Annotated in this window: 22 protein-coding genes and 1 tRNA gene; 10 read left to right on the top strand and 13 right to left on the bottom strand. The window is 62.9% G+C overall.

Translation table 11 applies throughout. The annotated features are described in order from the left end of the window. The first annotated feature begins 276 nt into the window (after window positions 1-276). The 3 genes from RMO51_RS19120 to RMO51_RS19110 all read left to right on the top strand — a co-directional run bounded on the left by RMO51_RS19120 (window position 277) and on the right by RMO51_RS19110 (window position 5,717). On the top strand, window positions 277-1,635 hold the full coding sequence (locus RMO51_RS19120; protein ID WP_310397425.1) for a sigma-54 dependent transcriptional regulator: 1,359 nt from the start codon (window positions 277-279) through the stop codon (window positions 1,633-1,635). Between the two features lie 84 nt (window positions 1,636-1,719). After that, window positions 1,720-4,614, top strand: coding sequence for a PAS domain S-box protein (locus RMO51_RS19115; RefSeq protein ID WP_310397423.1), 2,895 nt, complete (start codon window positions 1,720-1,722; stop codon window positions 4,612-4,614). A 14-nt stretch (window positions 4,615-4,628) separates the two neighbouring features. Further along, window positions 4,629-5,717, top strand: a complete 1,089-nt coding sequence (locus tag RMO51_RS19110) for an NAD(P)-binding domain-containing protein (RefSeq protein WP_310397421.1) — start codon at window positions 4,629-4,631, stop codon at window positions 5,715-5,717. A 285-nt stretch (window positions 5,718-6,002) separates the two neighbouring features. Here RMO51_RS19110 and RMO51_RS19105 read toward each other — a convergent pair whose 3' ends face one another. Continuing rightward, window positions 6,003-6,392 carry a T9SS type A sorting domain-containing protein gene (locus RMO51_RS19105; protein ID WP_310397420.1) on the bottom strand — a complete coding sequence of 130 codons (390 nt, stop codon included), beginning with the start codon at window positions 6,390-6,392 and terminating at the stop codon, window positions 6,003-6,005. 153 nt (window positions 6,393-6,545) lie between these two features. Here RMO51_RS19105 and RMO51_RS19100 point away from each other — a divergent pair, with 153 nt between their 5' ends. From RMO51_RS19100 to RMO51_RS19090, 3 genes are all read left to right on the top strand, one after another. Continuing rightward, window positions 6,546-7,691, top strand: a complete 1,146-nt coding sequence (locus tag RMO51_RS19100) for an FAD-dependent oxidoreductase (protein WP_310397418.1) — start codon at window positions 6,546-6,548, stop codon at window positions 7,689-7,691. 184 nt (window positions 7,692-7,875) lie between these two features. Further along, a complete protein-coding gene (locus RMO51_RS19095; RefSeq protein ID WP_310397416.1) occupies window positions 7,876-9,066 on the top strand; it encodes a type III polyketide synthase in 1,191 nt (396 codons plus the stop codon). Between the two features lie 16 nt (window positions 9,067-9,082). Continuing rightward, window positions 9,083-9,886 (top strand): methyltransferase domain-containing protein, encoded by an 804-nt coding sequence (locus RMO51_RS19090; RefSeq protein ID WP_310397414.1) that lies wholly within the window; start codon window positions 9,083-9,085, stop codon window positions 9,884-9,886. A gap of 32 nt (window positions 9,887-9,918) precedes the next feature. Here the strand turns inward: RMO51_RS19090 and RMO51_RS19085 are convergent, their stop codons facing one another. Together RMO51_RS19085 and RMO51_RS19080 are read right to left on the bottom strand one after the other, a co-directional pair. Next, the gene (locus tag RMO51_RS19085; protein WP_310397412.1) at window positions 9,919-10,224 is read right to left on the bottom strand and encodes a hypothetical protein; all 306 of its coding nucleotides are present in this window, start codon (window positions 10,222-10,224) and stop codon (window positions 9,919-9,921) included. Between the two features lie 387 nt (window positions 10,225-10,611). Next, entirely contained in the window at window positions 10,612-11,517 is a 906-nt protein-coding gene (locus tag RMO51_RS19080; protein ID WP_310397523.1) for a histone deacetylase, read from the bottom strand. 274 nt (window positions 11,518-11,791) lie between these two features. Between RMO51_RS19080 and RMO51_RS19075 the strand changes: the two genes are divergently transcribed. Next, complete coding sequence (locus RMO51_RS19075; protein WP_310397409.1) at window positions 11,792-12,187, top strand: hypothetical protein; 396 nt, start codon at window positions 11,792-11,794, stop codon at window positions 12,185-12,187. Window positions 12,188-12,544: 357 nt separating this feature from the next. On the opposite strand, the gene RMO51_RS19070 is transcribed toward RMO51_RS19075, so the two are convergent. Beyond that, window positions 12,545-12,619, bottom strand: a tRNA-Val gene (locus RMO51_RS19070). A gap of 201 nt (window positions 12,620-12,820) precedes the next feature. Between RMO51_RS19070 and RMO51_RS19065 the strand changes: the two genes are divergently transcribed. From RMO51_RS19065 to RMO51_RS19055, 3 genes are all read left to right on the top strand, one after another. Beyond that, window positions 12,821-13,507 (top strand): porin family protein, encoded by a 687-nt coding sequence (locus RMO51_RS19065; RefSeq protein WP_310397407.1) that lies wholly within the window; start codon window positions 12,821-12,823, stop codon window positions 13,505-13,507. A gap of 125 nt (window positions 13,508-13,632) precedes the next feature. Continuing rightward, window positions 13,633-14,148 carry a DUF6992 family protein gene (locus tag RMO51_RS19060; protein ID WP_310397405.1) on the top strand — a complete coding sequence of 172 codons (516 nt, stop codon included), beginning with the start codon at window positions 13,633-13,635 and terminating at the stop codon, window positions 14,146-14,148. Window positions 14,149-14,375: 227 nt separating this feature from the next. After that, a complete protein-coding gene (locus RMO51_RS19055) occupies window positions 14,376-15,542 on the top strand; it encodes a CocE/NonD family hydrolase (RefSeq protein ID WP_310397403.1) in 1,167 nt (388 codons plus the stop codon). A 148-nt stretch (window positions 15,543-15,690) separates the two neighbouring features. Here the strand turns inward: RMO51_RS19055 and RMO51_RS19050 are convergent, their stop codons facing one another. The 9 genes from RMO51_RS19050 to RMO51_RS19010 all read right to left on the bottom strand — a co-directional run bounded on the left by RMO51_RS19050 (window position 15,691) and on the right by RMO51_RS19010 (window position 20,902). Continuing rightward, window positions 15,691-16,269: a type 1 glutamine amidotransferase domain-containing protein gene (locus tag RMO51_RS19050; protein WP_310397401.1), complete on the bottom strand. Its 579-nt coding sequence runs from the start codon at window positions 16,267-16,269 to the stop codon at window positions 15,691-15,693. 212 nt (window positions 16,270-16,481) lie between these two features. Next, a complete protein-coding gene (locus RMO51_RS19045) occupies window positions 16,482-16,646 on the bottom strand; it encodes a DUF3606 domain-containing protein (RefSeq protein WP_310397399.1) in 165 nt (54 codons plus the stop codon). 261 nt (window positions 16,647-16,907) lie between these two features. Then, the gene (locus RMO51_RS19040; RefSeq protein WP_310397397.1) at window positions 16,908-17,120 is read right to left on the bottom strand and encodes a type II toxin-antitoxin system HicA family toxin; all 213 of its coding nucleotides are present in this window, start codon (window positions 17,118-17,120) and stop codon (window positions 16,908-16,910) included. Next, window positions 17,117-17,317, bottom strand: coding sequence for a hypothetical protein (locus RMO51_RS19035; RefSeq protein ID WP_310397395.1), 201 nt, complete (start codon window positions 17,315-17,317; stop codon window positions 17,117-17,119). The genes RMO51_RS19040 and RMO51_RS19035 overlap by 4 nt, the downstream gene beginning before the upstream one ends. A gap of 257 nt (window positions 17,318-17,574) precedes the next feature. Beyond that, window positions 17,575-18,057 (bottom strand): hypothetical protein, encoded by a 483-nt coding sequence (locus RMO51_RS19030; protein WP_310397393.1) that lies wholly within the window; start codon window positions 18,055-18,057, stop codon window positions 17,575-17,577. Beyond that, window positions 18,054-19,016, bottom strand: a complete 963-nt coding sequence (locus tag RMO51_RS19025) for a caspase family protein (protein WP_310397391.1) — start codon at window positions 19,014-19,016, stop codon at window positions 18,054-18,056. Before RMO51_RS19025 ends, RMO51_RS19030 begins: the two co-directional genes overlap by 4 nt. 14 nt (window positions 19,017-19,030) lie before the next feature. Then, window positions 19,031-19,411, bottom strand: coding sequence for a TIR domain-containing protein (locus tag RMO51_RS19020; protein WP_310397389.1), 381 nt, complete (start codon window positions 19,409-19,411; stop codon window positions 19,031-19,033). Between the two features lie 40 nt (window positions 19,412-19,451). Then, a complete protein-coding gene (locus RMO51_RS19015) occupies window positions 19,452-19,961 on the bottom strand; it encodes a hypothetical protein (protein ID WP_310397387.1) in 510 nt (169 codons plus the stop codon). 14 nt (window positions 19,962-19,975) lie between these two features. Further along, window positions 19,976-20,902 carry a carboxypeptidase regulatory-like domain-containing protein gene (locus RMO51_RS19010; protein WP_310397385.1) on the bottom strand — a complete coding sequence of 309 codons (927 nt, stop codon included), beginning with the start codon at window positions 20,900-20,902 and terminating at the stop codon, window positions 19,976-19,978. Window positions 20,903-21,514 lie beyond the last annotated feature (612 nt).

The raw sequence follows: 21,514 nt of genomic DNA, 5'->3' as shown, positions 1-21,514 counted from the left end.
CGGTTAGTTATCAGCCACATACACTTTTTAGCATAACCCATAAGAGTCCTGATTTGGGATTATATTCCTAAAACGAGAAATTCAGGATTTTATCCTCTAAATCCAATTACGTTTTACATTCGTACATTCTCGTTTTTGCCGCTATTTGCTGTTGTGTTAGCTGATAGTGCCTTATTTTTGCGATATAATTTTTCTAATATTGGCCCAGCCACTGGGTTACGCGCATACTAGTTGTTGCCCGCGCTGGGAATTCGCCGTTGTTTTAAGCCTACTCTTATGACTCCTACTCTACCTTTTAAAATTTTTGTCGTCGAGGACAACGAGTGGTACGGCGAGTTGCTCGTGTACCGACTGGGCCAAAATCCCAACCACAGCGTACTTCGGTTCGCCACCGCCCGCGCCTGCCTCGACCAGTTGGGCGAACGACCCGATTTCATCACCCTCGACTATTCGCTGCCCGACGCCAAAGGCGAGCAAGTGCTGCGTCAAATCCGCGAGCGGCTGCCCGGCACCGAGGTCATTGTCATCTCGGGCCAGGAAGACGTGAACACGGCCGTAAGCATGCTGCGCCAGGGCGCTTACGACTACTTGGTCAAGGACGAGAATACGCTCGACCGCCTTTGGAACCTTGTGGGCAAAGTGGAGCAGCAAGTGCGCCTGCGCCGCGAGAACAGCCAGCTGCGCCAGCACATCGGGGCCCGCTACGGCCCCGGCCAGGCCATTCTCGGCGAGCACGCGTCGGTGCTGCTGGTGCACACGCTCATTGCCAAGGCGGCGCGCACCACCATCACGGTGAGCGTGAGCGGCGAAACCGGCACCGGCAAGGAGCTGGTGGCCAAGGCCATTCACTTTCAGTCGGGCCGGGCGGGCCAGCCGTTCGTGGCCGTCAACATGGCGGCCATCCCGCGCGAGCTGGTCGAGAGCGAGCTGTTCGGGCACGAGAAGGGCGCCTTCACCGGGGCCGTGGCCCGGCGGGTGGGCCGGCTGGAAGAGGCCAACGGCGGCACCCTGTTTCTGGACGAAATTGCCGACCTCGACCTGAGCCTGCAAGCCAAGCTGCTGCGCGTGCTGCAGGAGCGGGAAGTGACCCGCGTGGGCGGCAACCAGCGCGTGGTGTTCGACGTGCGCCTGATTGTGGCTACCCACCGCGACCTGCTGGCCGAGGTGCAGGCCGGCCGCTTCCGCGAAGACCTGTACTACCGCCTGCTGGGCTTGCCCATTGTGCTGCCGCCGCTGCGCCAGCGCGGGGGCGATGTGCTGCTGCTGGCCGACGTGTTCGTGCGCGAGTTTTGCCTCCTCAACAACCTCACGCCCCGCCAGCTCACCATCGAGGCCCGCAACTTGTTGAAGGAGCATTCCTTTCCTGGCAACGTGCGCGAGCTAAAAGCGGTGGTGGAGCTGGCCACCGTGCTGGCCGACGGCGAACAAATTCGGGCCGAAGACCTGCCCCTGCGCCCGGGGCGCGCCACCGTGGGGGCCGGCAGTCAGCTTTCGTTGCGCGACCAAACCACTGCCATCGTGCAGCAGTGCCTCGACGAGCTGGGCGGCGACGTGCTGGCCGTTGCGGCCCGGTTGCGCATCGGCAAGTCCACCATTTACCGCATGATACAGCAACAAGAGCTGCACCTCAGCTGAGCGACCGCCGCCGCCATCGGCAGCCTTATCTTTAGTTGAAATCCATTTACCGTTCTTCGCTTTACCGTTCTTCGCTTCTGCCCGATGATGCGCCGCCCTCGCTTTCCCCGTCTGGCCCGCCGGGCGGCCGTACCGGCCACGCGGCGGTTGGCAGAGCGGGCCGTGCGCCCCGCGGCACGCCGCGCCAGCGGGCCCCCCAGCGGCGCCCCCCTCCCGCTGTTTGGGCAGGGCCTGGCCGATAAAGTGCCGCTCATCTTATTCAGCTACGACTTGCTGCGCCGGCAACTGCTGCATTGCAACCGCCACTGCCACACGGTGCTGGGGTACACCGGCCCGGAGCTGATTGGCATGGGCGCGGCCCTGGCCACGCGCTTGCTGCACACGACCTCGCTGGAGCAATTCCAGAAGAAAAACGTGGGCGCGCGGCTAACCAAAGACCGGGCCTTGAGCTGGGACTGCTGCCTGCGCCACCGCGACGGCGGCTGGCGGTGGCTGCGCGTTCGGGTTCGGGCCAGTGCGTGTGGGCCCGACGGACGGGTGCGGGAGGTGATGGGCAGCGCCGAAGACGTGACCCGCCACCGCGCCGCCGTGGACGAGCTGCGCCAGAACCGGCACATGCTGCGGCGGGTGATGGACCTGGTGCCCAACTTGATTTACATCTACGACTTGCGGCTGGAACGCAACGTTTACAGCAACCCCCGCATCGAAACGCTGCTGGGCTACAACAGCGCGGACCTGCTGGCCTTCGCCGACGGCGAGCTGCTGCCGCACCTGGTACCGCCCGACGCCTTGGCGGCCCTGCGGGAGCACATGGCCGCCGTGGCCCAGCTGCCCGATGGCGAAACGCTGACCATTGAGTTTCCCATCCACCACCGCAACGGCGCACTGCGCTGGCAGCGCGGCGTGCACACTCCTTTTGCGCGCGACGCCCAGGGCCAGGTCATCAGCGTCGTGGGCGTGGCCGAGGACATCACCGAGCAGCGGGCGCGCGACGAATGCCGCCGGGCTGCCACGGCCCAGCTGGCCGAGCAGCACCGCCTTTTTCGGCAGATTATCGACGCCCTGCCGCACCCCATCTATTTGAAGGACGACCGCGGCAACTACATGCTGGCCAACCGCGCCATGGCCGACCTTTTTGGGATGACCCCCGAGGAGCTGGTGCGCCGGGGCGTGGCCGATGCCACCCTCGCCGCCACCGGTGACATCGAACGCTACCTTAGCCAGGACCGGCAAGTGCTGGCCACCGGCCAGGACCTGACCCTGGAAGAATCTTACACCTACCCCGACGGCAAGGTGTCGTGGTTCAGCAGCGTGAAGCGGCCGTTCGTGCGCGCCGATGGCACCGTTCAGGTGCTGGGCGTCGACAGCAACATCACCGAGCTAAAGCGGGCCCAACTGGCCCTGGAAGCGGCCATTGGCGAAGCCGAGGTGGACGCGCAGGCCAAGCAGGACTTTCTGGCCAACATGAGCCACGAAATTCGGACGCCGCTGCACGGCATTCTGGGCCTGACGGGGGTGCTGGCCAAAACCACGCTCAGCCGCAGCCAGCACGACTATCTGCAACTCCTAGGCGAGTCGGCCGAGCACCTGCTGGTGGTGTTGAACGACGTGCTGACCACCGCCCGCCTCGGCGCGGGCAAGCTGCAGCCCGAAACCGCCCCCTTCAATCCCGAAGAGCTGCTGGTGGGCTGCGCGGCCCTGCTGCGGCCCCGCGCCCGCGAAAAAGGCCTGCGCCTGCGCGTGGACAAGCCCGGCGGGCTGCCGGTGGTGCTCGGCGATGCGCACCGGCTGCGGCAAGTGCTGCTCAACCTGGTCAGCAACGCCATCAAATTCACGGAAACCGGCCAGGTGCGGCTGCGCGGCCGCGCCATGCCGGCGCCGGTTGGCCACCAAGAGCCCGCGGGCACGGTGTGGCTGCAGTTCACGGTGAGCGACACGGGCATGGGCATTGCGGCCGAGACCTTGGAAAAAGTGTTTGAGCCCTTCACTCAGGCCGCCGCCAGCACCAACCGCGAATACGGCGGCTCGGGCCTGGGCCTGAGCATTTCGGAGGGGCTGGTGGAGCTCATGGGGGGCGTGCTGCGGGTGAGCAGCGAAGTAGGCCGGGGCAGCACCTTCGCTTTCACGCTGGCCTTCTTGCCGGTTCCGGTGGCCGCCCCGGCGCCGCCCCTGGCCCCTGCCGTGCCGCCCGCCCGCCCCCTGACGGGGCGCATCCTGTTGGTGGAAGACAACCCAGTGAACAGCCTGCTGGCCGAAACCGTGCTGCGCAACTGGGGCTGGCAGGTGACCACGGCGGCCAGCGGCCCAGCAGCCATTCAGTTGTTTGAGCACCGCCCCTTCGACCTCGTGCTGATGGACATTCAGATGCCGGGCATGGACGGCGAAACCGCCGCCCGCGCCCTGCGCGAGCACCCCGACCCCGCGCGGGCCGCCACGCCCGTCATTGCCCTCACCGCCCGCGCCCAGGCCGGCGAAGCAGAGCGCCTGCAGGCGACTGGCTTTGCCGGCTACCTGGCCAAGCCGTACCGGGAAGAGCAGCTGCTCGACACCATGCACGCCGTGCTGGCCCGCCAGAGCCACGCCCCCGAATCCACCGCCCCTTATTCTGCGCTCCTCCCCATGCCCGCCCCCACTCCCCTCTACGACCTGAGCAACGTGCGCCAACTGGTGCGCCAAGACGAAACCATTGTCCGCCGCCTCGCCTGGGCCTTCATCGAAACCACGCCCGCCATCCTCACCGCCCTCGACGAAGCCCTGACCCGGCCCGACTGGGAAGCCGTGGGCGACGCCGCCCACCACCTCAAAAGCTCGCTCGACGGCTTGGGCGTGGAAAGCCTGCGCCTCGTCATCCGCGAAATCGAGGCGTACGGCAGCAACCCGCCCGCGCCGGCCCACGCGGCCCAGCAGGTGGCCCGGGTGCGCGCCATCACCGAGCAGGTAATGGCCGACCTCCGCGTTGAGTTTCCTGAGCAGCCGTAACCGAACCGTGTGGCATGAGCGAATCGACCACCATTCCATCTGCGGCAGCCCTTGTTCGCACCGATACGGTGGTAATCGGGGCGGGCCAAGCCGGGCTGGCCGCGGCTTATTACCTTCGGCAAAACCGCGTTGATTTCCGGCTGCTGGACGCGGCGCCCGCGGCCGGGGCCGCCTGGGCGGCCCGCTACGATTCGCTGCGGCTGTTTTCGCCGGCGTGGGCGAGCGGCCTCCCCGGCCGGCCGTGGCCCGGCAACCCGCTCCACTACCCCACCCGCGACGAAACCACCGCCTACCTCCGCGACTACGCCGCCCATTTCAGCTTTCCCTTCGAGCCCAACCGGCGGGTGACCCGCCTGGCCGCCGCCCCGGACCAGCCTGGCTACCTGGTGCAAACTGCGGAAGGCCCCACCTACGCGGCCCGGCGGGTGCTGGTGGCCACGGGGCCCTTCACCACGCCCCGCGTGCCGGCCTGGGCCCCGGAGCTGCCGGCCGCCGTGGCCCAGTTGCACAGCCGTTTCTACCAGCGGCCCGCCCAACTGCCCGGCCCCGGCCCCGTGGCCGTGGTGGGCAGCGGCAACTCGGCCCTGCAAATCGCGGCCGACGTGGCCGCCACCGGCCGCCCGGTGTTCGTGGCCTTCGACGAGACAACCCCGGCTTTGCCCAATAACCAGCCCATGTGGGCGTTTCTGGTGCTGGCGGGTTTGCTCCGGGCCTCCCGCCATTCGCCGCTGGGCCGCACGCTCTTCGGCCGCCCCGAGCCCGTGGTAAGCGGCGATTTGGCCCAGCTGCGCCGCTTCGCCAATGCCCTGTTCATCGGCCGGGCCACGGCGGCGCTGCCCAACGGCGCCATTCAAGGCACGCGCGCCACCACGCCCCCGCTGGCCACGGTGGTGTGGGCCACCGGCTACCAACCCGACTACCGCTGGATTGACTTACCCATCCTGGGGGCCGACGGCCACCCGCGCCACCACCGCGGCCTGACGGCCGCGCCGGGCGTGGCTTTTCTGGGGCTCGACTGGCTGAACAGCCGCCGCTCGGCCCTGCTGAACGGGGCCGGGCCTGACGCCCGGCGCGTGGTAGCAGAGCTGCTCAAAATGCCCTAATGTTGTTGAAACCCCGCCGGTCTTTTCCGGGTTGAATCCTGCAGATGCACCCCGGTTGGGAGTTGCTGTTTATTCACCCGCCTTTTCTTATTACTTATGTTTATTCTCATGCTTGGCCTGCTCGTGGCCACCGCCATCCTCGCGCTCAAAACGGTGTCCAATGTCAGGGAAATGCTTGTCCCGGTACCCGTCCGCGCAAAGTAACCCCGCAAGAATAGCCCACAAAAAAAGCAGCCCGAAAGCTGCTTTTTTTGTGGGCTATTCTTGCGGGCAAAGAAATCGAAACTAGCGGATGACTAGCTTGCATATCCGGCTGGTGTTGTCGGCTTCGAGCCGCACGTAGTAAAGGCCGTTGGCGAATTTGCTCAAGTCGAGGATTTTGGAGTACCGGTCATTCAGCTCGGTCACCGTTTCGCGGTACATCACCGAGCCGATAACGTTCAGCACGCTCAATTCCACCTTTTTGCCTTGTAGATTATTGATGGTGATGTGCACGATGCCGGTGCTGGGGTTGGGGTATACCAGCAGGGTTTTATCGTCGCCGGGCTTGGCCGGCTGGCCGGGGCGGGGTGCCACAGCGGCCACAGCCGGGGGCGCCGCGTGCGCGCGCGGACCGAACCCGAGGCCCAGGCCCAGGCAAGCAACCAGTAACGAGGACAAAAGTAAGCGTTGCATCATAGTAATAATTAGTGGAAAGCCAAAGTTCACGCGTAGCGCATTGAGGCTTAACGATTGGTAGAGATTTTGGTTGACAAAGGTACGCCACTGATTCCAATGGCCCTACTGAAATATTCAATAACCCCGATAAACTACGGTATTTGTGCTGCCATGGTTCTCAAGTCCCCGACCAACCAAATGGATATTTTAGTGATTGGTGGCGGGCTGGCGGGCTTGGCCGCGGCGCTGGACCTGGCCGGGCGCGGCCACCGCGTGGTGGTGGTGGAGCGCAAGCAGTACCCGTTCCACAAGGTGTGCGGCGAGTACGTGAGCAACGAGGTACTCCCTTACCTGCGCCGCCTGCACGCCGACCCCGCCGCGCTGGCCCCGGCGAACATCCGCACCTTTCTGTTGTCGTCGCCGGGCGGGCGCGTGCTCACGGCGGCGCTCGACCTCGGCGGGTTCGGCGTGAGCCGCTACGCGCTGGACGACTTTCTGTACCAGCGCGCCATGGCCCGGGGCGTGGCCTTCCACCTCAAGAACACCGTGACGGACGTGGCCTTCGACCCGGCCACCGACCAGCACCGCGTGACCCTGGCCGACGGCCGGGTGCTCACCGCGCGGGTGGTGCTGGGCACCTTCGGCAAGCGCGCCAACCTGGACCGGCAACTGCAGCGGACCTTTTTTACCCAGCGCTCGCCCTACCTCGGGGTGAAGTACCACCTGCGCCTGCCCGGCTTCCCGCGCGACGTGATTGCGCTACACAATTTTGCTGACGGCTACGCGGGCATTTCGGCCATCGAGGACGACAAGCTGTGCTTCTGCTACCTCACCACCCGCCGGAACCTCAAGCGCCACGGCACCATTCCGGCCCTGGAGCAAGCCGTGCTGGCCCAAAACCCGCGGCTGCGCGAAATTCTGGGGGCGGCCGAGCGGTTGTACCCGCAACCGGAGGTCATCAACGAAATTTCGTTTGCCCCCAAGCAGCCGGTGGAGCAGCACGTGCTGATGTGCGGCGACGCGGCCGGCCTCATCACCCCGCTGTGCGGCAACGGCATGGCCATGGCGCTGCACGGCGCGGCGCTGGCCGCCGCGGCCGCCCATGATTTCCTCACCGCTAAAACCACCCGCGCGGCCATGGAAGCGGCGTACGCCCGGGCCTGGACGGCCCGGTTTGGTACCCGGCTGCGGGTGGGGCGGGCCGTGCAGCGGCTCTTCGGCGGGCCCGTGCTGAGCGAGCTGGCGGTGGGCGGCCTGCGCCACTGGCCGGGCGCCGTGCAGGCCCTGATGCGCCGCACCCACGGCCAGGAATTCTGAGGCCCGTGGCGAAGCCGTGCCCGCGCGGAGGCCCAACGCCACAAAGTTATTGCCCGGTTTTTGCCAAGCGAAGCGCGAAACCGTTTGTTATCCCGTAAATAGGAGCCTTAATGCGGCCGGGGCTGCCCACCCGGGGTCCACCGCGCTGCTTCTCCTTGCTTCCACCCCCGTAATCACCCCTGGAATGCCGAGTTATCTAGGTGCCATTGGCACTGCCAATCCCGTCCACCGCATTGCCCAGCCGCAGATTGCCAGCTTCATGGCCGGAGCCCTGGGCTTTGGCGAGGACGACACGCGCAAGCTGCGGGCCCTGTACCGGGTGTCGGGCATCGAGCAGCGCTATTCGGTGGTGCCCGACTACGGCCGGGCCAACGGTGAGTACACGTTCTTCCCCAACACGCCCGACCTGGAGCCCTTCCCGAGCGTGGGCCAGCGCATGGCCGTGTACCGCCGCGAGGCCCTGCCGCTGGCCACCGCGGCCGTGCGCGACTGCCTGCGCCAGGTGCCCGACGTGGTCCCGGCCAGCATCACCCACCTCGTCACGGTGAGCTGCACGGGCATGTACGCGCCGGGCCTCGACATTGAGCTGGTGCAGGTGCTGGGCCTGCGGCCCGAGGTGCGCCGCACCTGCGTGAACTTCATGGGCTGCTACGCGGCCGTGAACGCCGTGAAGCTGGCCGACGCCTTTTGCCGGGCCGATGCCGCGGCCCGCGTGCTCATCGTGAGCGTGGAGCTGTGCACCCTGCACTTCCAAAAAAGCCCGGCCGAGGACCACCTCATCAGCAACGCCCTGTTTGGCGACGGCGCGGCGGCGGCCCTGGTGCTGGCCGAGCCCCTGCCCAACGGCGCGCCGAGCCTGGCCCTGCAGGCCTTTCACTGCGGCCTGGAGCCCGACGGACACGACGACATGGCCTGGCACATCAACGATTTTGGGTTCGAGATGACCTTGTCGAGCTACGTGCCCAAGCTCATTCAGCGCGGCATCCGGCACCTCACCGACGGGCTGCTGGCCAGCCTGCCCCTGCAACTGGCCGACATCCGACACTTCGCCATCCACCCCGGCGGCCGCAAGATTCTGGAAACCATTGAAACCGAGCTGGGCCTGACCCGCACCGACAACCGCCACGCCTACCGGGTGCTGCGCGACTACGGCAACATGTCGTCGGCCACGGTGCTGTTCGTGCTGCGCGACGTGCTGGCCCACGCCACCCCGGCCGACCACGGCGCGCCGGTGCTCAGCTTTGCCTTTGGGCCGGGGCTGACTATGGAAGCCATGCTGTTGCAATTATCAGTGAGCAGTGAGCAGTTAGTAGGCACTAGCCATCATCAGGAAAATGCCGTAGAGCAGGCCGCCCAACTGCTCACTGCTCACTGATAACTGTTCACTGCGAATGTTAGAAGAACGAGCCCCCGGCCCCGAGTTGATGGACGACCTGACGCTGGGTACCGACGCCCTGCGCCAAAACCTCGACGAGCTGGAAACCATCAACACCTGGCTGGGCGGCTACCAGCCGGTGCTGAATGCGCTGGCCCGGCTGAAGGACCAATTTCCGGCCGGCCGGCCTTTGCGCCTGGCGGACCTGGGCAGCGGGGGCGGCGACACCCTGCGCCACGTGGCCCGCTGGGCGCGCCAAAACGGCGTCGCCGTGGAGTTGACGGGCATCGATGCCAACGCCTTCATGCTGGAATACGCCGCCGCCAAAAGCCGGGACTACCCCGAAATCACTTACCGGCAGTTCGACATTTTTACGCCCGAGTTTCAGGCCGAGCCCTACGACGTGCTCACGTGCAGCCTGTTTTGCCACCACTTCACCGACGAGGAGCTGGTGACGCTGCTGCGGCAGTGGCAGCGGCAGGCGCGGGTGGCCGTCATCGTCAACGACCTGCACCGGCACTGGCTGGCCTACCACAGTATCAAATGGCTCACCCGGCTGTTGGGCGGCTCCTACCTGGTGCGGCACGATGCGCCGCTGTCCGTGGCCCGGGCCTTCCGGCGCGCCGACTGGGTGGTGCTGCTGACCCGGGCGGGCGTGGCGCGGTACGAGCTGCGCTGGCGCTGGGCGTTCCGCTGGCAGGTGGTTCTGCTGCGTGACGAGGGAGATTGGCCCGGCGACGAAGCCGTAGGGAAATCGCCAAGAATTCGCGCTAAAACCCAAAGCCGGCCGCTCCCGGATGGTCCGGGAACGGCCGGTTAAGAGCGGTCAACTGAGAACAATTTGCTTATCGCTTAGTTGTAGCGGCCGCTACGGCGGGCCGTGCGAGTAGCCTGCCGGGTGGGTGCCTTCTCAATGGCGGCGGCCTGACGGCCTTGCTGACGGGCCTCGCTCGGTTTAGCATAATTGCCCTCTGCCCGGGCTGCCTGACGGCCGGCCTGGCGATTGGGCCGGGCGGCCTGCTCGGCGTCCAGGCGGGCGTTGGCGCCGGTCTGGCGGGTATCCTGGCGCTCGGTGGGAGAAGTAGTGGGGGTGGTGGATTGGGCGCTGGCGCCGAGGGCGGTCAGGGCGAAGGCGGCGAACATCACTAAGCGTTTCATAATAAAAAGTGAAAATGGTGAAAAAGATGGGGCGGAGTTACCCCGGTAAAGCGTTGTGGGGGATGAGGTCCTGAGCCGCGGCGGCGGTTGAGGCCCCGGGGCCGTCAGTGGCCAGCCGGGATGCTCCCGCGTTGTTGGGGGCGGGACCCTGGTTTCTTCCTTCCCGGAGAGGCCAGCAGCTGCGGGACCGGGACGGGGAAGGTCGAAACTCAAGTGGGATTCATCGGGCAGCCAGGGTTGAGGATGAAGTAATGCCCAAAGCAAGCGCCGCCGCCGACCCTTGGCCGCATTATTTCAACCAACCGCCGTGTTCCGTCAACCAATGGCAGCCCACGACCCATTTGCCGCAAAGCGCCCGCCCCACCAAGCCGCCGCATTGCCGCGTCGCTATCCCCACAAGTCCGCCGCCGCCCGAAACGTGTTGGCGTGGGCTTCCACGATGTCGCTGATGCGCTCGGAGTAGCCGCCGCCCATGCACACCACCACGGGCAGGCGGTGGCGGTGGCACAGCCCTAGCACCAGTTCGTCGCGCTGGCGGCAGCCGGACCGGGTGAGGGCCAGGTGGCCTAGCTTGTCGGTCGCCAGCACATCCACCCCCGCCAGGTAGAACACGAAGTCGGGCCGCACTTCGTCGAGCAGGCGGGGCAAGGTGTCGGCCAGTAGCTTGAGGTACGCGTCGTCGTCGGTGCCGTCGGGCAGGGGCAGGTCGAGGTCGGAGGCTTCTTTGCGGGCCGGGTAGTTGCGGGCGCCGTGCATGGAGAAAGTAAACACCCGCGGCTCGGCCTGGAAGATGGCCGCCGTGCCGTTGCCCTGGTGCACGTCGAGGTCCACGATGAGGACCTGCCGAACGGCGGGCACCCGCGCCAGCAGCCAGGCGGCGGCGGCGGCCTGGTCGTTGAGCAGGCAAAATCCCTCGCCCCGCGCCCGAAACGCGTGGTGCGTGCCGCCCGCAATGTTGAAGGCCACACCCTGCGCCAAGGCCCGCCGCGCGCCCTCAATGGTACCGCCCAGGATGGTGACCTCGCGCTCAAACAGCGCCGACGACCACGGGAAACCGGTAGTCCGCTCCTCCTGCCGCGTGAGCTGGCCCAGGCGCAACCGCTCGTAGTAGGCGGCCTCGTGCACCAGCAAAACATCCGCCACGGGCGGCGGGGTGGGCACGAAAAAATCGGCCGCCGTGGCCGTGCCTTCGCGCAAGAGCTGCTCGGGCAGCAGCTCGTATTTCAGCATCGGGAAGCGGTGGCCCGCCGGCAAGGGGTGGGCGTAGCCGGGCGCGAAGGCAATGGGGAGCATCATGCGGCCACAAAACTAGGGCGGTGCCGGATAGCGCTATGAACTGAATAAGGTTAACCCGGCTCGGGCGGGCTGCCAATGTCTTAAATCGAGCGAATAAAGCAGTTTAGGTGCCACTAGAAATTGGTTCTTATCAAATCAGACAACAACTTCAGTTTAATTGTCACATTATTTAACCGAATTATTTAAGTCGCAATACCAGTGGTAGTGTCCTTGACAAAGTGTTGAAAACTGAACACTTTTGAGGTGTCATTCACCTAACCCATTCGCCCGCATGAAGACAATCATCCGCATTCTTGCCCTCGCCAGTTTTCTCGCCTTGGGCGACGCCGCCCCAGTAGCGGCAGTTGGTATGCCAGTAGTCCGGCAACGCGCTTATGACTATACATACCAAGAAGGTTACAGCCGAGGTTTTCGGGAAACCCAGGACAATAAATGCATTGACGGTAATAATTTTTCAGCCAACTACTTGCGCTACGAGCAACAGGCTCAAATCAATTACGACAGCAGCGTGGGCACGCCAGAGGAAGAGTATTTTCGTGGTTATCTCGACGGCATGCACGAGGGCTACAACCAACCTGCTTATTGTGGACCCACTGGCGGCGGGGGGCCTGGCGGCAGCAACCCGCCCTGCAGCACCTGCGGCCCGGGACCATTCATCCCCGAATAACAACGCCGTCTCTGCCTGCTGAACCCCTTGGTTCACTATTTTGCGCTAATTACAGAGAGTGCCCCTGCCTGACCAGCAGGGGCATTTTCTGTGAATACCCTACCAATTCAAACCGTTCAAACGCTGCGGTAACCGTGGCCGGGCCCTGGACCGGCACCCCCTCCCGCAACCGGCGACCAGGGCAAAATAGTTGGGTTTTTGGCCAAACCGCCTTATCCGCTCAATTTCACTCCCTCTTATAACTCGACCAGCCCACGAGCGGCCCGCCGCGCTTCGGCCCATGGCCAGAGGGCTGTAACGCAGCCAGGGGCTATTTATAAAAAAACCCTCTCCTTAATGTCAGGGGAGGGTTTTTCGTGAGGCGTATTGGGCTCGAACCAACGACCTCCACCGTGTCAGGGTGGCGCTCTGAACCAACTGAGCTAACACCCCGGTCGGGGCCCCGCGCGGCGGGACCGTGGGGCCAAAGGTAGCACTCCGCCGCCCACGGTGTACTGGCCGCTGTTATTTTTTCCCATCGGCGGGGTCGTCCGGCAACCTTCTGGCCCTGGAAAAGTATAGGGGCAAGTGGAAATAGTAATCTTTCCCGGCCTCAGGTTTTATTCCCTTTATTCCTTTTATTTCTTTTCACCCATGAAAAAGACGCTTCTGTTTTTACTGCTGGCCGTGGCTTCCGCGCCGGCGGCTTTTGCCCAGGCCCGCCCCGGCGGCGAGCTTTCCTCCAAAGACTACACCGGCGGGGCCGTTACGGATTCCCGCAACACCGGCTTCGGCGTGAAGGGCGGCTACAACCTCAGCGGCCTGCGCGGCGACGACATCAAGGGCATCGACCGCAACTCGCGCAACGACTTTCACGCCGGGGTCTACGGCCAGTTTGGCATCAATGAATTCTCGTCGGTGCAAGCCGAGCTGCTCTACTCGCGCCAGGGCTTCGAAGCCAACATCGGCGCCGCTACTGGCAGCATCCGGCAGGAATACCAGACCACGTACTTCATGCTGCCTATTATGTACGTTGGCAATTTCACGGAGACCCTCAGCTTCCACATTGGCCCCCAAGTGTCGCTGCTCACCAAGGCCGTCCTCGACGACAAGGACCTCGACCTGTCCGGCAATGGTTTTAACACCTTCGACTTTGGCGGGGTTGGCGGGCTCGAAGCACGCGTTGGTCCGGCGCGGGTCGGGGCGCGCTACAACTTGAGCCTGGGCAAAATCTTCGAGGACGGAAACGGCGGGACGAGCCTGGTAGACCCCCGATTCCGCGACGGCGACCTGTACAATAACCTGGTTCAGGTGTACGTCGGCATCGGGCTCACCCAATAGTCCGTTTTAGTCACTGCTCAAAAAGGAGGCCCTGACGGCCTCCTTTTTTTGTTTTCGCAACAAGACGCCTCGCTCGTTGGTCTAGGGTGGCACTTTGCTGCTTCACCAATCGCCTCCCCGCTCTCGTGCCCGCTCCATCCTTCTCCCCCGCCGACCTCGCCGCCCTGCACCAAACCCGCGAGCTGCTGCTGGGCCGCGGCCTGGCGGTGCTGGCGGCCTGGGCGCTGCTCAACCTGGTGGGCAGCGGCCTGCTGCTGGCGCGGGCCGACCGCCGCTACCAGCCCTACTATTTCCACGGCATGAACGTGGGCTGGGGGCTCGTGAATGCGGGCCTGGCTTGCTGGGGCATCCTGCACCTGCACTTCACCGCGCCGCCTGGGCTGCGGCTGGCCGAATTGGTGCAGGAGCAGCTTTTCAACGAAAACCTGTTTTTGCTGAACGCCGGGCTGGACGTGGCTTACGTCATGACCGGTTTCTACCTGCGGGCCCTGGCCGCCGGACCGGACCAACTGCAGCCCGCCCGGCTGCTGGGCTTCGGCCGGTCGTTGTGGGTGCAAGGCGGGTTCCTGCTGGTGTTCGACGCCGTGATGTGGAGCCTGCTGCACGGACTTGGCACGAGCTGGCTGCCGCTGCTGGGCTGAGGCGACGTCCACGGGGGCAGGTGCGTCAATCCCACAATGGGAACCATGGCCCAATTTGAGAATAAGCCGCCGCCGCCCAGCTAGCGAATGCCCCCGTAAGCCGACGAAAACTATCAGTTCGACTGATTACCCAACAGCCGCGGCGCGGCTGGAGGACTTTTGAGCGTAGGTCCGGCCGCCACCAATCAAAGGCGGCGCCACCTCGGCCACCGCCACGCTCAGTTACTATGCACCAGCTCTTCTCCGCCCTCGCCTGCTTCTGCGTCCTGCTCACCTTCGGCCGCTTCGAGACTCACGCTGCCCCGCTTGCGTTTGTCGAAGACGTGGTACTGACTTCCCCCGCCGGGGGCGTGCGGCTAAATGGCACGCTGCGCCTGCCCACCGGCCCCGGCCCCTTCCCGGCCGCCGTGCTGCTGGCCGAACACGACGCCGACGCCAGCCACGCCAGCTCGGCCGATAGCCAACTCCTTGGCTCCCTCGCCGACTACCTCGTGAGCCAGGGCGTGGCCGTGCTGCGCCTGCACGGCCGCGGCCAGGGCGGCTCCGAAGGCCAGGCCGGCACCGCCACGCTGGCCGAGCGCTCGGCCGACGCCATCGCGGCCCTTAACTACCTGCGCACCCGGCCCCAGCTCGACGCCACCCGGCTCGGCCTCATTGGTCACGGCGAAGGGGCCAACGTGGCCCTGCTGGCCGGGGCCCAGCCGCTGGCGCCCACCTTCGTGGTGGCCTTGGCCGCCGCCGGCTTGCCCGGCCGTGAGCTGCTGGCCACCCAGCCCACCATGTACGGCAAGCTGCTCGGCCAGGACTCGACCGATGCCCGGCGCCGGGCCCAGTACCAGCGCGAGCTGCTGGCCGCCAACCAAGAAGCCGAAAAGATGCGCGCCCGCGGCTCCAACGCCGCTCAGGTCCAAACCTACCTCGACCAGCAGCGCCTGCGCCAGAAAGCTGCCCAGCGCCGCGACGACGAGGCCTTGGTGAAGCACCAGCGCGCCATGCTCGAAATCGTGCGCCAAACCACCGACAACGCCCAGGCCCAGGCCATTCTGAGCAACATGCTGCGCCAGCGCTACCCCGGCATTGCCCCCGCCGACATGCAAGCCAGCGTGCACCTGCTCACCACGCCCGCCTACCGCAGCTACCTCGCCTTCGACCCCCAGCCCACCCTGGCCCAGGTGCACTGCCCGGTCCTGTTGCTGCAAGGCGACGCCGACACCGAGGTAAACGGCGCCATCAACCTGCCCCTGCTCAAAAAAGGCCTGCGCAACAACCCGCGCGTGGCCGAGCTACATTACGCCGGCCTCGACCATGCCCTGCTGCCCACCACCGCCGAAGCCGCCAAAACTTTCAGCACCACCCCGTCCGACATCCGCAACTGGATTATCAGCCAGAAATAAGAGCCAGAACCTTGTAGAGACGCATATTTGCGTCTCCCCGTGGAACGACCGGCCCCGCGCCAGCCAACCACAACCAACGGAGGCAACGCCCAAAAAGGCCCGGCAATGCTCACTGCCGGGCCTTTTGCCTATTGCGGCCACTAGCCGCTTAGCTCTGGCCGCCGTGCTGGGGCTCCAGCATCTCTTCCACAATTTTCTTGTTGAAGGCCGGCAGGTCCTCGGGCTTGCGGCTGGTGATGAGGCCGTGGTCCGTCACCACTTCGGCGTCTTCCCAGTGGGCGCCGGCGTTGCGCAGGTCGGTTTGCAGGCTGGGCCAGCTGGTCACGCGCTTGCCGCGCACCACGTCGGCCTCAATCAGCGTCCAGGGCCCGTGGCAGATGGCCGCCACCACCTTGCCCGAGCCGGCAAATTCCCGCACGAACGCCACCACGTCCTTGTCCATGCGCAGAATGTCGGGGTTCATCTGCCCGCCGGGCAGCACCAGGGCGTCGTAGTCGGCCGGCCGGGCGTCGGCAATGACCTTGTCCACGTCCACCTTGCGGCCCCAGTCCTTGGCCGGCCCATCCCAGCCTTTGATGGCGCCGCTCTTGAGGGAGATGACGTGGGTTTCGGCGCCCTCGCCTTCCAGGTATTTCTTGGGCTCGTCAAGCTCCGATTGCTCGAAGCCGTCGGTGGCAATGATGGCAATTTTCTTGCCCTTGAGTTTGTCGCTGCTGAAGATGCTCATAGCTGAATTGGCGTAAAACGGAAAGAGCCGGGAGTAGCCCCGGCTTCGTTGGTTTACGCCAGCCATTGCCTTTGGTTCCTGCGCGGCCGGGGCCACCCGGCCGCGGGCCGGGCTTGAGGCAGCGGTTTCCAGAACGGGACACGTAGCGCGCAGCGGGGCTTCGTGAAACTGCCGTCGTCCGGCCCCGCCCCTTGCAGCCGCACCCCACCGGTTTAGCGGTTCAGGTAGGCGCGCACGTCGGCCGGCAGCACGCCCACGGCCAGCACGGCATTACGCAGCCGGGTTTCGGAGCAGTTGAGCGCCTGGCACCAGTAGTTCACCGCGTTGGCGGATTGCAGGTTGATGCGGGTAGTATCGGTGGTGGGTAGCTGAGACAAAGCAGGGAAGCAAATGGAACGCCCTCGTAACCCGGCTTGGCTTTCGCAACGTTCCTTCAGCCGGCGCCCCCGGCCCAAAAAACTACCCCACCGCACCCGCCGCCCCGCCACCAACCGCCGCATCTGCCAGTTTCTCCACGCTGCGGATGTATTGCTGGGCTCTGATGCGCACTACGGCGGTGTCGTGCGGCTGGCAGGAGGCGATAATTAACCCAAACCAGTAGCCCAGCATTCGAGCACCAAATGCAGGAAGCTGTTACCTCACAAGTCGCTTGGCTGCAAACCCGTTTTCTTAGCTATGCGGCCGAGCATCACTGGCCCTATTTCGTCGCCATCGTGAAAGGCAAACGTGTAGTCGTCCCACCCCAGCCGCGCCAGCGTGCGGTGCGAGCCCGATTGCCGCTTCTGCTCCCACCCAATGCGCAACAGCGCCGCCAGCACCTGCCGGGCCTTGGTTGCCCCAAACTGACTCACGCCGCCACCGAAAACACCCCCGCCAAGTCCGGCACTTCCTCGCCCTGCTCCAACCGCTCCGCCATCACCCGCAACGCCAAGGCCTTCGCGCCAGCAATGGCTTGCTCCCGCGTCGCGCCATACGTCAGCGCCCCCGCTATTTCCAGCACCTCCGCTAGCCAGCGGCCATCCGCTTCGCGTTCCGTTTCAATAGTCATAAGCCGTCACCTAAGTTGATTATCCAAATTTACACGAATTACCCCTTATCCTCAGGACGGTCAAGGCCCTCCCTCGCCTAGTGACCTAGCTCCACTGTCCAGCCCGTCGCGCCCAAGCAACCAAAGCCGCTTTAGCAGCTTCAGCCCTGTTAGCGAGCTGCGTCCCCAACCACCCCGTGCGCAAGTAACTGAAGCAACCAGGGACACAAAAGCCCCGCTTGGGTGACTAGGCGGGGCTTTAAATTTTACACGTTTATCTACCTCTCAACTCCCTCAGGCCACATTACTATTACTTGTTTGTTTTGCCGCTTAGCATAACTGACAATATCTGCTGTTCCACCTTTTCCCTTTGCTTTCTTTCCGTCCCATATTGCCAAAAGAACATCGGAGAGGTCAACCACCTGAAATCCTGCTTTCAAAAAAGCATCTTCCGATGGCGATTCATAGTCAAGGATTTCAATATTTTCTGCCTTGTTCAATAGCTTTCGGAATTGGGCAATCTGTGCCTTTTCAGAAAAAGCTGTTTCATAGTTTTTGCATGGAATCACCGCATGAAGGTGCCCACCTGCTTTTAAAACCGCTTTAGCAAATAATTGGTCTGCACCTGCGGCCAGCGAAGAAACACAAACTATTTCCTCGCGAATACTAGTGATTATATCAGCCATTCCTTTTTGCAAAAAAGGAATGGCTTCTGATGGAATTACTTGATGACCTGTTACGCCAAAGACTTTACGAATCATAATTGCTCTTTATCAACCATCGTCCAGTAGTGTTTACCTAATGGCGTTAGGCGGCATCCAAAATTAAACATTGCAGCATGCCACATATGCTCATGTCCAACAGGTTCTACGAGCTTCGCGGCCCTACAACGTTGTAGTATAGCAAAAATGTCTTGGTGCTCTGGGTGCTGTGGTTCAGCTTCCGGCTCGTAACTGGAATCCAAAGGCAAAACGTAGTCGACATCGGTAAAGATTTCCGTCAACCGCAACAATTCTTCATGCGGCACCGCTGGCTTGCACCTTCTTAAATCATGTAGCCCATCTACATTGGCCTTAAATGTAGGCCTTTGGTCCCAAGCTCCAAAAGATTCTGTGAGATAGGCATAGATTCCAGCCAAATTAACTTTTCCCAGCGTGTCAGCAGCCCCATTGTCCAATGCGCCGCAGAGGTAAGTAGAGAAAAGACCGCGACCATCTGGTGTTTCAGCAGACAACTGGTCTCCTCTACTTGCTGTAAGTATGGATAGCCCTTGTTTTAACAAAGCACTATTTTCACCGAGTTGTGGTACCCCTCCTGCTGCCCCTGAAAAACAACAATCTAGTATTATAATCACCTCTTTTACAGGAGAAGCTACTACTTGTGCAAGAACTGATGACAATGTAACCCCTGGTTCGCGGTGAGTAGCGTTTTGAGCCACAAGTGCTACATCGGCACCATTTGACACCCTATCGCCATGTCCTGCGAAATAAAATAATGCTACATCTGCTCCTGGCGCAAGCAGTGCTTCAATTGACTCCAGTAATATTTCTCTATCTATCCTGTGTTTGTCACTTGTCAAAACCTGACAGCTAAAGTTTATACTGATATCATCATTACGTCGGAGTAAAGGATACAATGCGGTTACATCATTAACGCAACCCCTGAGGCAAGAAAATTCGTCGTAATCATCAATTCCGACTAATAATGCGCGCTTTAACATGATTAACTAGACGATTAAAGTGTGTCAATAAAGTTTGCAATTGCTTGCCAAGTCCATTCGGTAATCTCAATCCCATTCATGAAAGCAGGATTAGTTCTGTCATCAGAGTAGCACCACACTCCAATTATTTTTTTCTTTTCCGCTTTTGCACACTCAACCTCCCACTTTTGGCCATCAGATTTGAGAGAATTATTACTAACCAATAAGATGACCCCATGCGAGCGGCGGATTCTTGTTTGGACTTTTACCTTCCAATCTGACTCGTACGCCTCTTTGACAGACATATCGATAAATTCAAATGGCGTTTTTGGATGCACTGATTGCCCCGTGAATAAGTTTCGCTGCGCTTCGTCCTCAATTGCAAATGCTATGAAAACAATCTTTTTGTCTGCCATGATTTTGATTTGTTAAAATGAGAATTGAAAAATTTATAGCTTAATTAATTTTATAATAGTGCTGTCGGACTCTTGCAGCCCATGTTATAAAAAGATGCCTCAAACCTTCAGATTGTTTGTCAGTCAGTTCGCCTGCAGGCATTTCATTAACGAATGCTTCACTGCTTCCAATGTCAAATATTCCACCTTCTATGCCCGGCTCACGAAATATTAAGAGGGGCAATTGCAGGGCATACATTACTCCTGCCTCAAGATGATTCCAAGGAGTGGGGAACTTGACTGGGGTTTCTTGTAAGCGCTTTTTATCAGTCCCTTCCTTCCAAAGACCGAATTCTGCCTCAAATTGCTTGAAGCCAAGAACTACTCCTCCTGCGCAGTGGTGTGCAATGCTGAGCACGTCACGCAATGGCAAATTTGTCGGGTAGTCACTCTGGCCAAGTAAGCGGGGCTCTAAACGTTGCGCATCCAATTCCTCAAGCACTAAGTCTAAACTTATCTGCTGCTTGTCACTAATATTTGATGGACGCGATACAAAGACAGGGATTTTCATTCAACTCGTTTTAGTTACGCCACCCGCCCCATCACCCCATCCACCCGCCGCTTCACCCCGGCTTCTACTGTCACCGCCACCTCCTGCGGCACGAACCCCGCGCCGCTGAACGCCACCGTGTAGTCACCCGCCGGCAGGGCCAGCGCGTAGCGGCCGTCAGCGTCGCTCACTGCCGCCCCGGCTCTTGGCCCCGAAACCGCTACTGCCACCCCCGCCGCGGGCGCGCCATCGGCCAGGGTGAGGGTGCCGCGCACCCCCGCCTGGCCCGTGCCGCGCACGATGCTCAGCAAGTAGTCCGTCTGAAACAGCCGCGCCACCTCCGGCTGCCGCAGGAAGATGCGCTGCCCGTCGCGCCCCATCTTCACAAACTCCTCGAAGCAGGCCAGCAGCGCCGCGCCCCGCGCGCTCGTCCCCTGCTGGGCCGCCGCCGTCTCCTGGTTAAACCGCCCGATGAGCACTTGCACGTCGGCCGCCTCCGCCGCCAGGCGCGCCGCAAACGCCTCCGGCATCTCGCCCGCCCGCAGCGCCGCCCCCTGCGCCGCCACAAAGCCCAGCGCCGAGTTGATGAGCGCCGTCATCGCCGGCCAGTCGCTATCGGCCGCCCCTTCGTAGCGGCCGTAGCCCGCCGCCTCGCGCATGGCCTTGTAGGCCGTCGGCGCCGGAAACGCCCCCTCGATGTACCCGTCCAGCTGCTGCCACACCGCCAGAAACTCGCGTCCCTGCTCCAGCAGCTCGCCCCGCGTCATTTCCGCCCGCGCCCCGCGCGCCGCCTCGTCGGGCAGGGCCTCGGCCGCCTTCAGCCGCGCCAGCGCCGTTGCCGCCAGTTCGGGCGAGTAGCTCGCCTTGTATTCCCCGAATTTGGGTTGGTGGTCGAGGTAGTGCTGCCAGGCCAGGGGCAATAGCAGCGCCAGGTCGCTCTGCGACATTGGGAGGTTCTTCATCCGTTCAGGGGTAGACTGTTGTGGTTCGTAAGTCTCAAATGTAGGCCGATATTCCGGCGAAGATTCCCAGGCAGTTACCCTTCTGCTTAAATAGGAGAAAAACACAAAAACGCCTCTCCTCCAGCACCGGCTTTTGCCCCGTCCGCAGCCGTTGCGGCCCCCGCGCCCTCCACGCCGCCCCCGGCCCCCTCCATACCCGTCCCCACCCCCGATTTTGCCATTCTGTCCGCCTCCAATGCCTTTCTCACCCCCTCCAATCCCCTTTTGTCTCCCTCCAATTCCGTTACACGCCGCTCCAATTACTTCCCCGCTCCCTCCAATTCCCTTCCTCGGTGCTCCAAATTCGTTCCTCGATGCTCCAAATTCGTTCCTCGGCGGTACCCGAAACATCTTATTTTCGGAACGGTGTAGAGACGCAACATCTTGCGTCTCGTCGTCCGCGCCGCACGGGCACCGCCCATCGAGGCCGTTCAACGACGAGACGCAAGTATGCGTCCTTACATAACCTGGCACCAAGCGCCGCCGTGTCTCCCCCTCTCTGAAGTAGAGGGGGCCGGGGGCCGGGGGGTGAGGCACCCCCGCGTAGTTTTACCCCCCACCAACTCCCTCCCC

The sequence above is a fragment of the Hymenobacter sp. genome (assembly GCF_031398885.1).
Classification (GTDB): Bacteria; Bacteroidota; Bacteroidia; order Cytophagales; family Hymenobacteraceae; genus Hymenobacter.
Note: the sequence above shows the minus strand (reverse complement) of the source record. Positions and strands in the feature narration are given on the sequence as shown.

Coding starts and splice junctions, on each gene's coding strand:
- RMO51_RS19120 (WP_310397425.1), top strand. CDS start 277: ATGACTCCTACTCTACCTTTTAAAATTTTTGTCGTCGAGGACAACGAG.
- RMO51_RS19115 (WP_310397423.1), top strand. CDS start 1,720: ATGATGCGCCGCCCTCGCTTTCCCCGTCTGGCCCGCCGGGCGGCCGTA.
- RMO51_RS19110 (WP_310397421.1), top strand. CDS start 4,629: ATGAGCGAATCGACCACCATTCCATCTGCGGCAGCCCTTGTTCGCACC.
- RMO51_RS19105 (WP_310397420.1), bottom strand. CDS start 6,392: ATGCAACGCTTACTTTTGTCCTCGTTACTGGTTGCTTGCCTGGGCCTG.
- RMO51_RS19100 (WP_310397418.1), top strand. CDS start 6,546: ATGGTTCTCAAGTCCCCGACCAACCAAATGGATATTTTAGTGATTGGT.
- RMO51_RS19095 (WP_310397416.1), top strand. CDS start 7,876: ATGCCGAGTTATCTAGGTGCCATTGGCACTGCCAATCCCGTCCACCGC.
- RMO51_RS19090 (WP_310397414.1), top strand. CDS start 9,083: ATGTTAGAAGAACGAGCCCCCGGCCCCGAGTTGATGGACGACCTGACG.
- RMO51_RS19085 (WP_310397412.1), bottom strand. CDS start 10,224: ATGAAACGCTTAGTGATGTTCGCCGCCTTCGCCCTGACCGCCCTCGGC.
- RMO51_RS19080 (WP_310397523.1), bottom strand. CDS start 11,517: ATGCTCCCCATTGCCTTCGCGCCCGGCTACGCCCACCCCTTGCCGGCG.
- RMO51_RS19075 (WP_310397409.1), top strand. CDS start 11,792: ATGAAGACAATCATCCGCATTCTTGCCCTCGCCAGTTTTCTCGCCTTG.
- RMO51_RS19065 (WP_310397407.1), top strand. CDS start 12,821: ATGAAAAAGACGCTTCTGTTTTTACTGCTGGCCGTGGCTTCCGCGCCG.
- RMO51_RS19055 (WP_310397403.1), top strand. CDS start 14,376: ATGCACCAGCTCTTCTCCGCCCTCGCCTGCTTCTGCGTCCTGCTCACC.
- RMO51_RS19050 (WP_310397401.1), bottom strand. CDS start 16,269: ATGAGCATCTTCAGCAGCGACAAACTCAAGGGCAAGAAAATTGCCATC.
- RMO51_RS19035 (WP_310397395.1), bottom strand. CDS start 17,317: ATGACTATTGAAACGGAACGCGAAGCGGATGGCCGCTGGCTAGCGGAG.
- RMO51_RS19030 (WP_310397393.1), bottom strand. CDS start 18,057: ATGATTCGTAAAGTCTTTGGCGTAACAGGTCATCAAGTAATTCCATCA.
- RMO51_RS19025 (WP_310397391.1), bottom strand. CDS start 19,016: ATGTTAAAGCGCGCATTATTAGTCGGAATTGATGATTACGACGAATTT.
- RMO51_RS19020 (WP_310397389.1), bottom strand. CDS start 19,411: ATGGCAGACAAAAAGATTGTTTTCATAGCATTTGCAATTGAGGACGAA.
- RMO51_RS19015 (WP_310397387.1), bottom strand. CDS start 19,961: ATGAAAATCCCTGTCTTTGTATCGCGTCCATCAAATATTAGTGACAAG.
- RMO51_RS19010 (WP_310397385.1), bottom strand. CDS start 20,902: ATGAAGAACCTCCCAATGTCGCAGAGCGACCTGGCGCTGCTATTGCCC.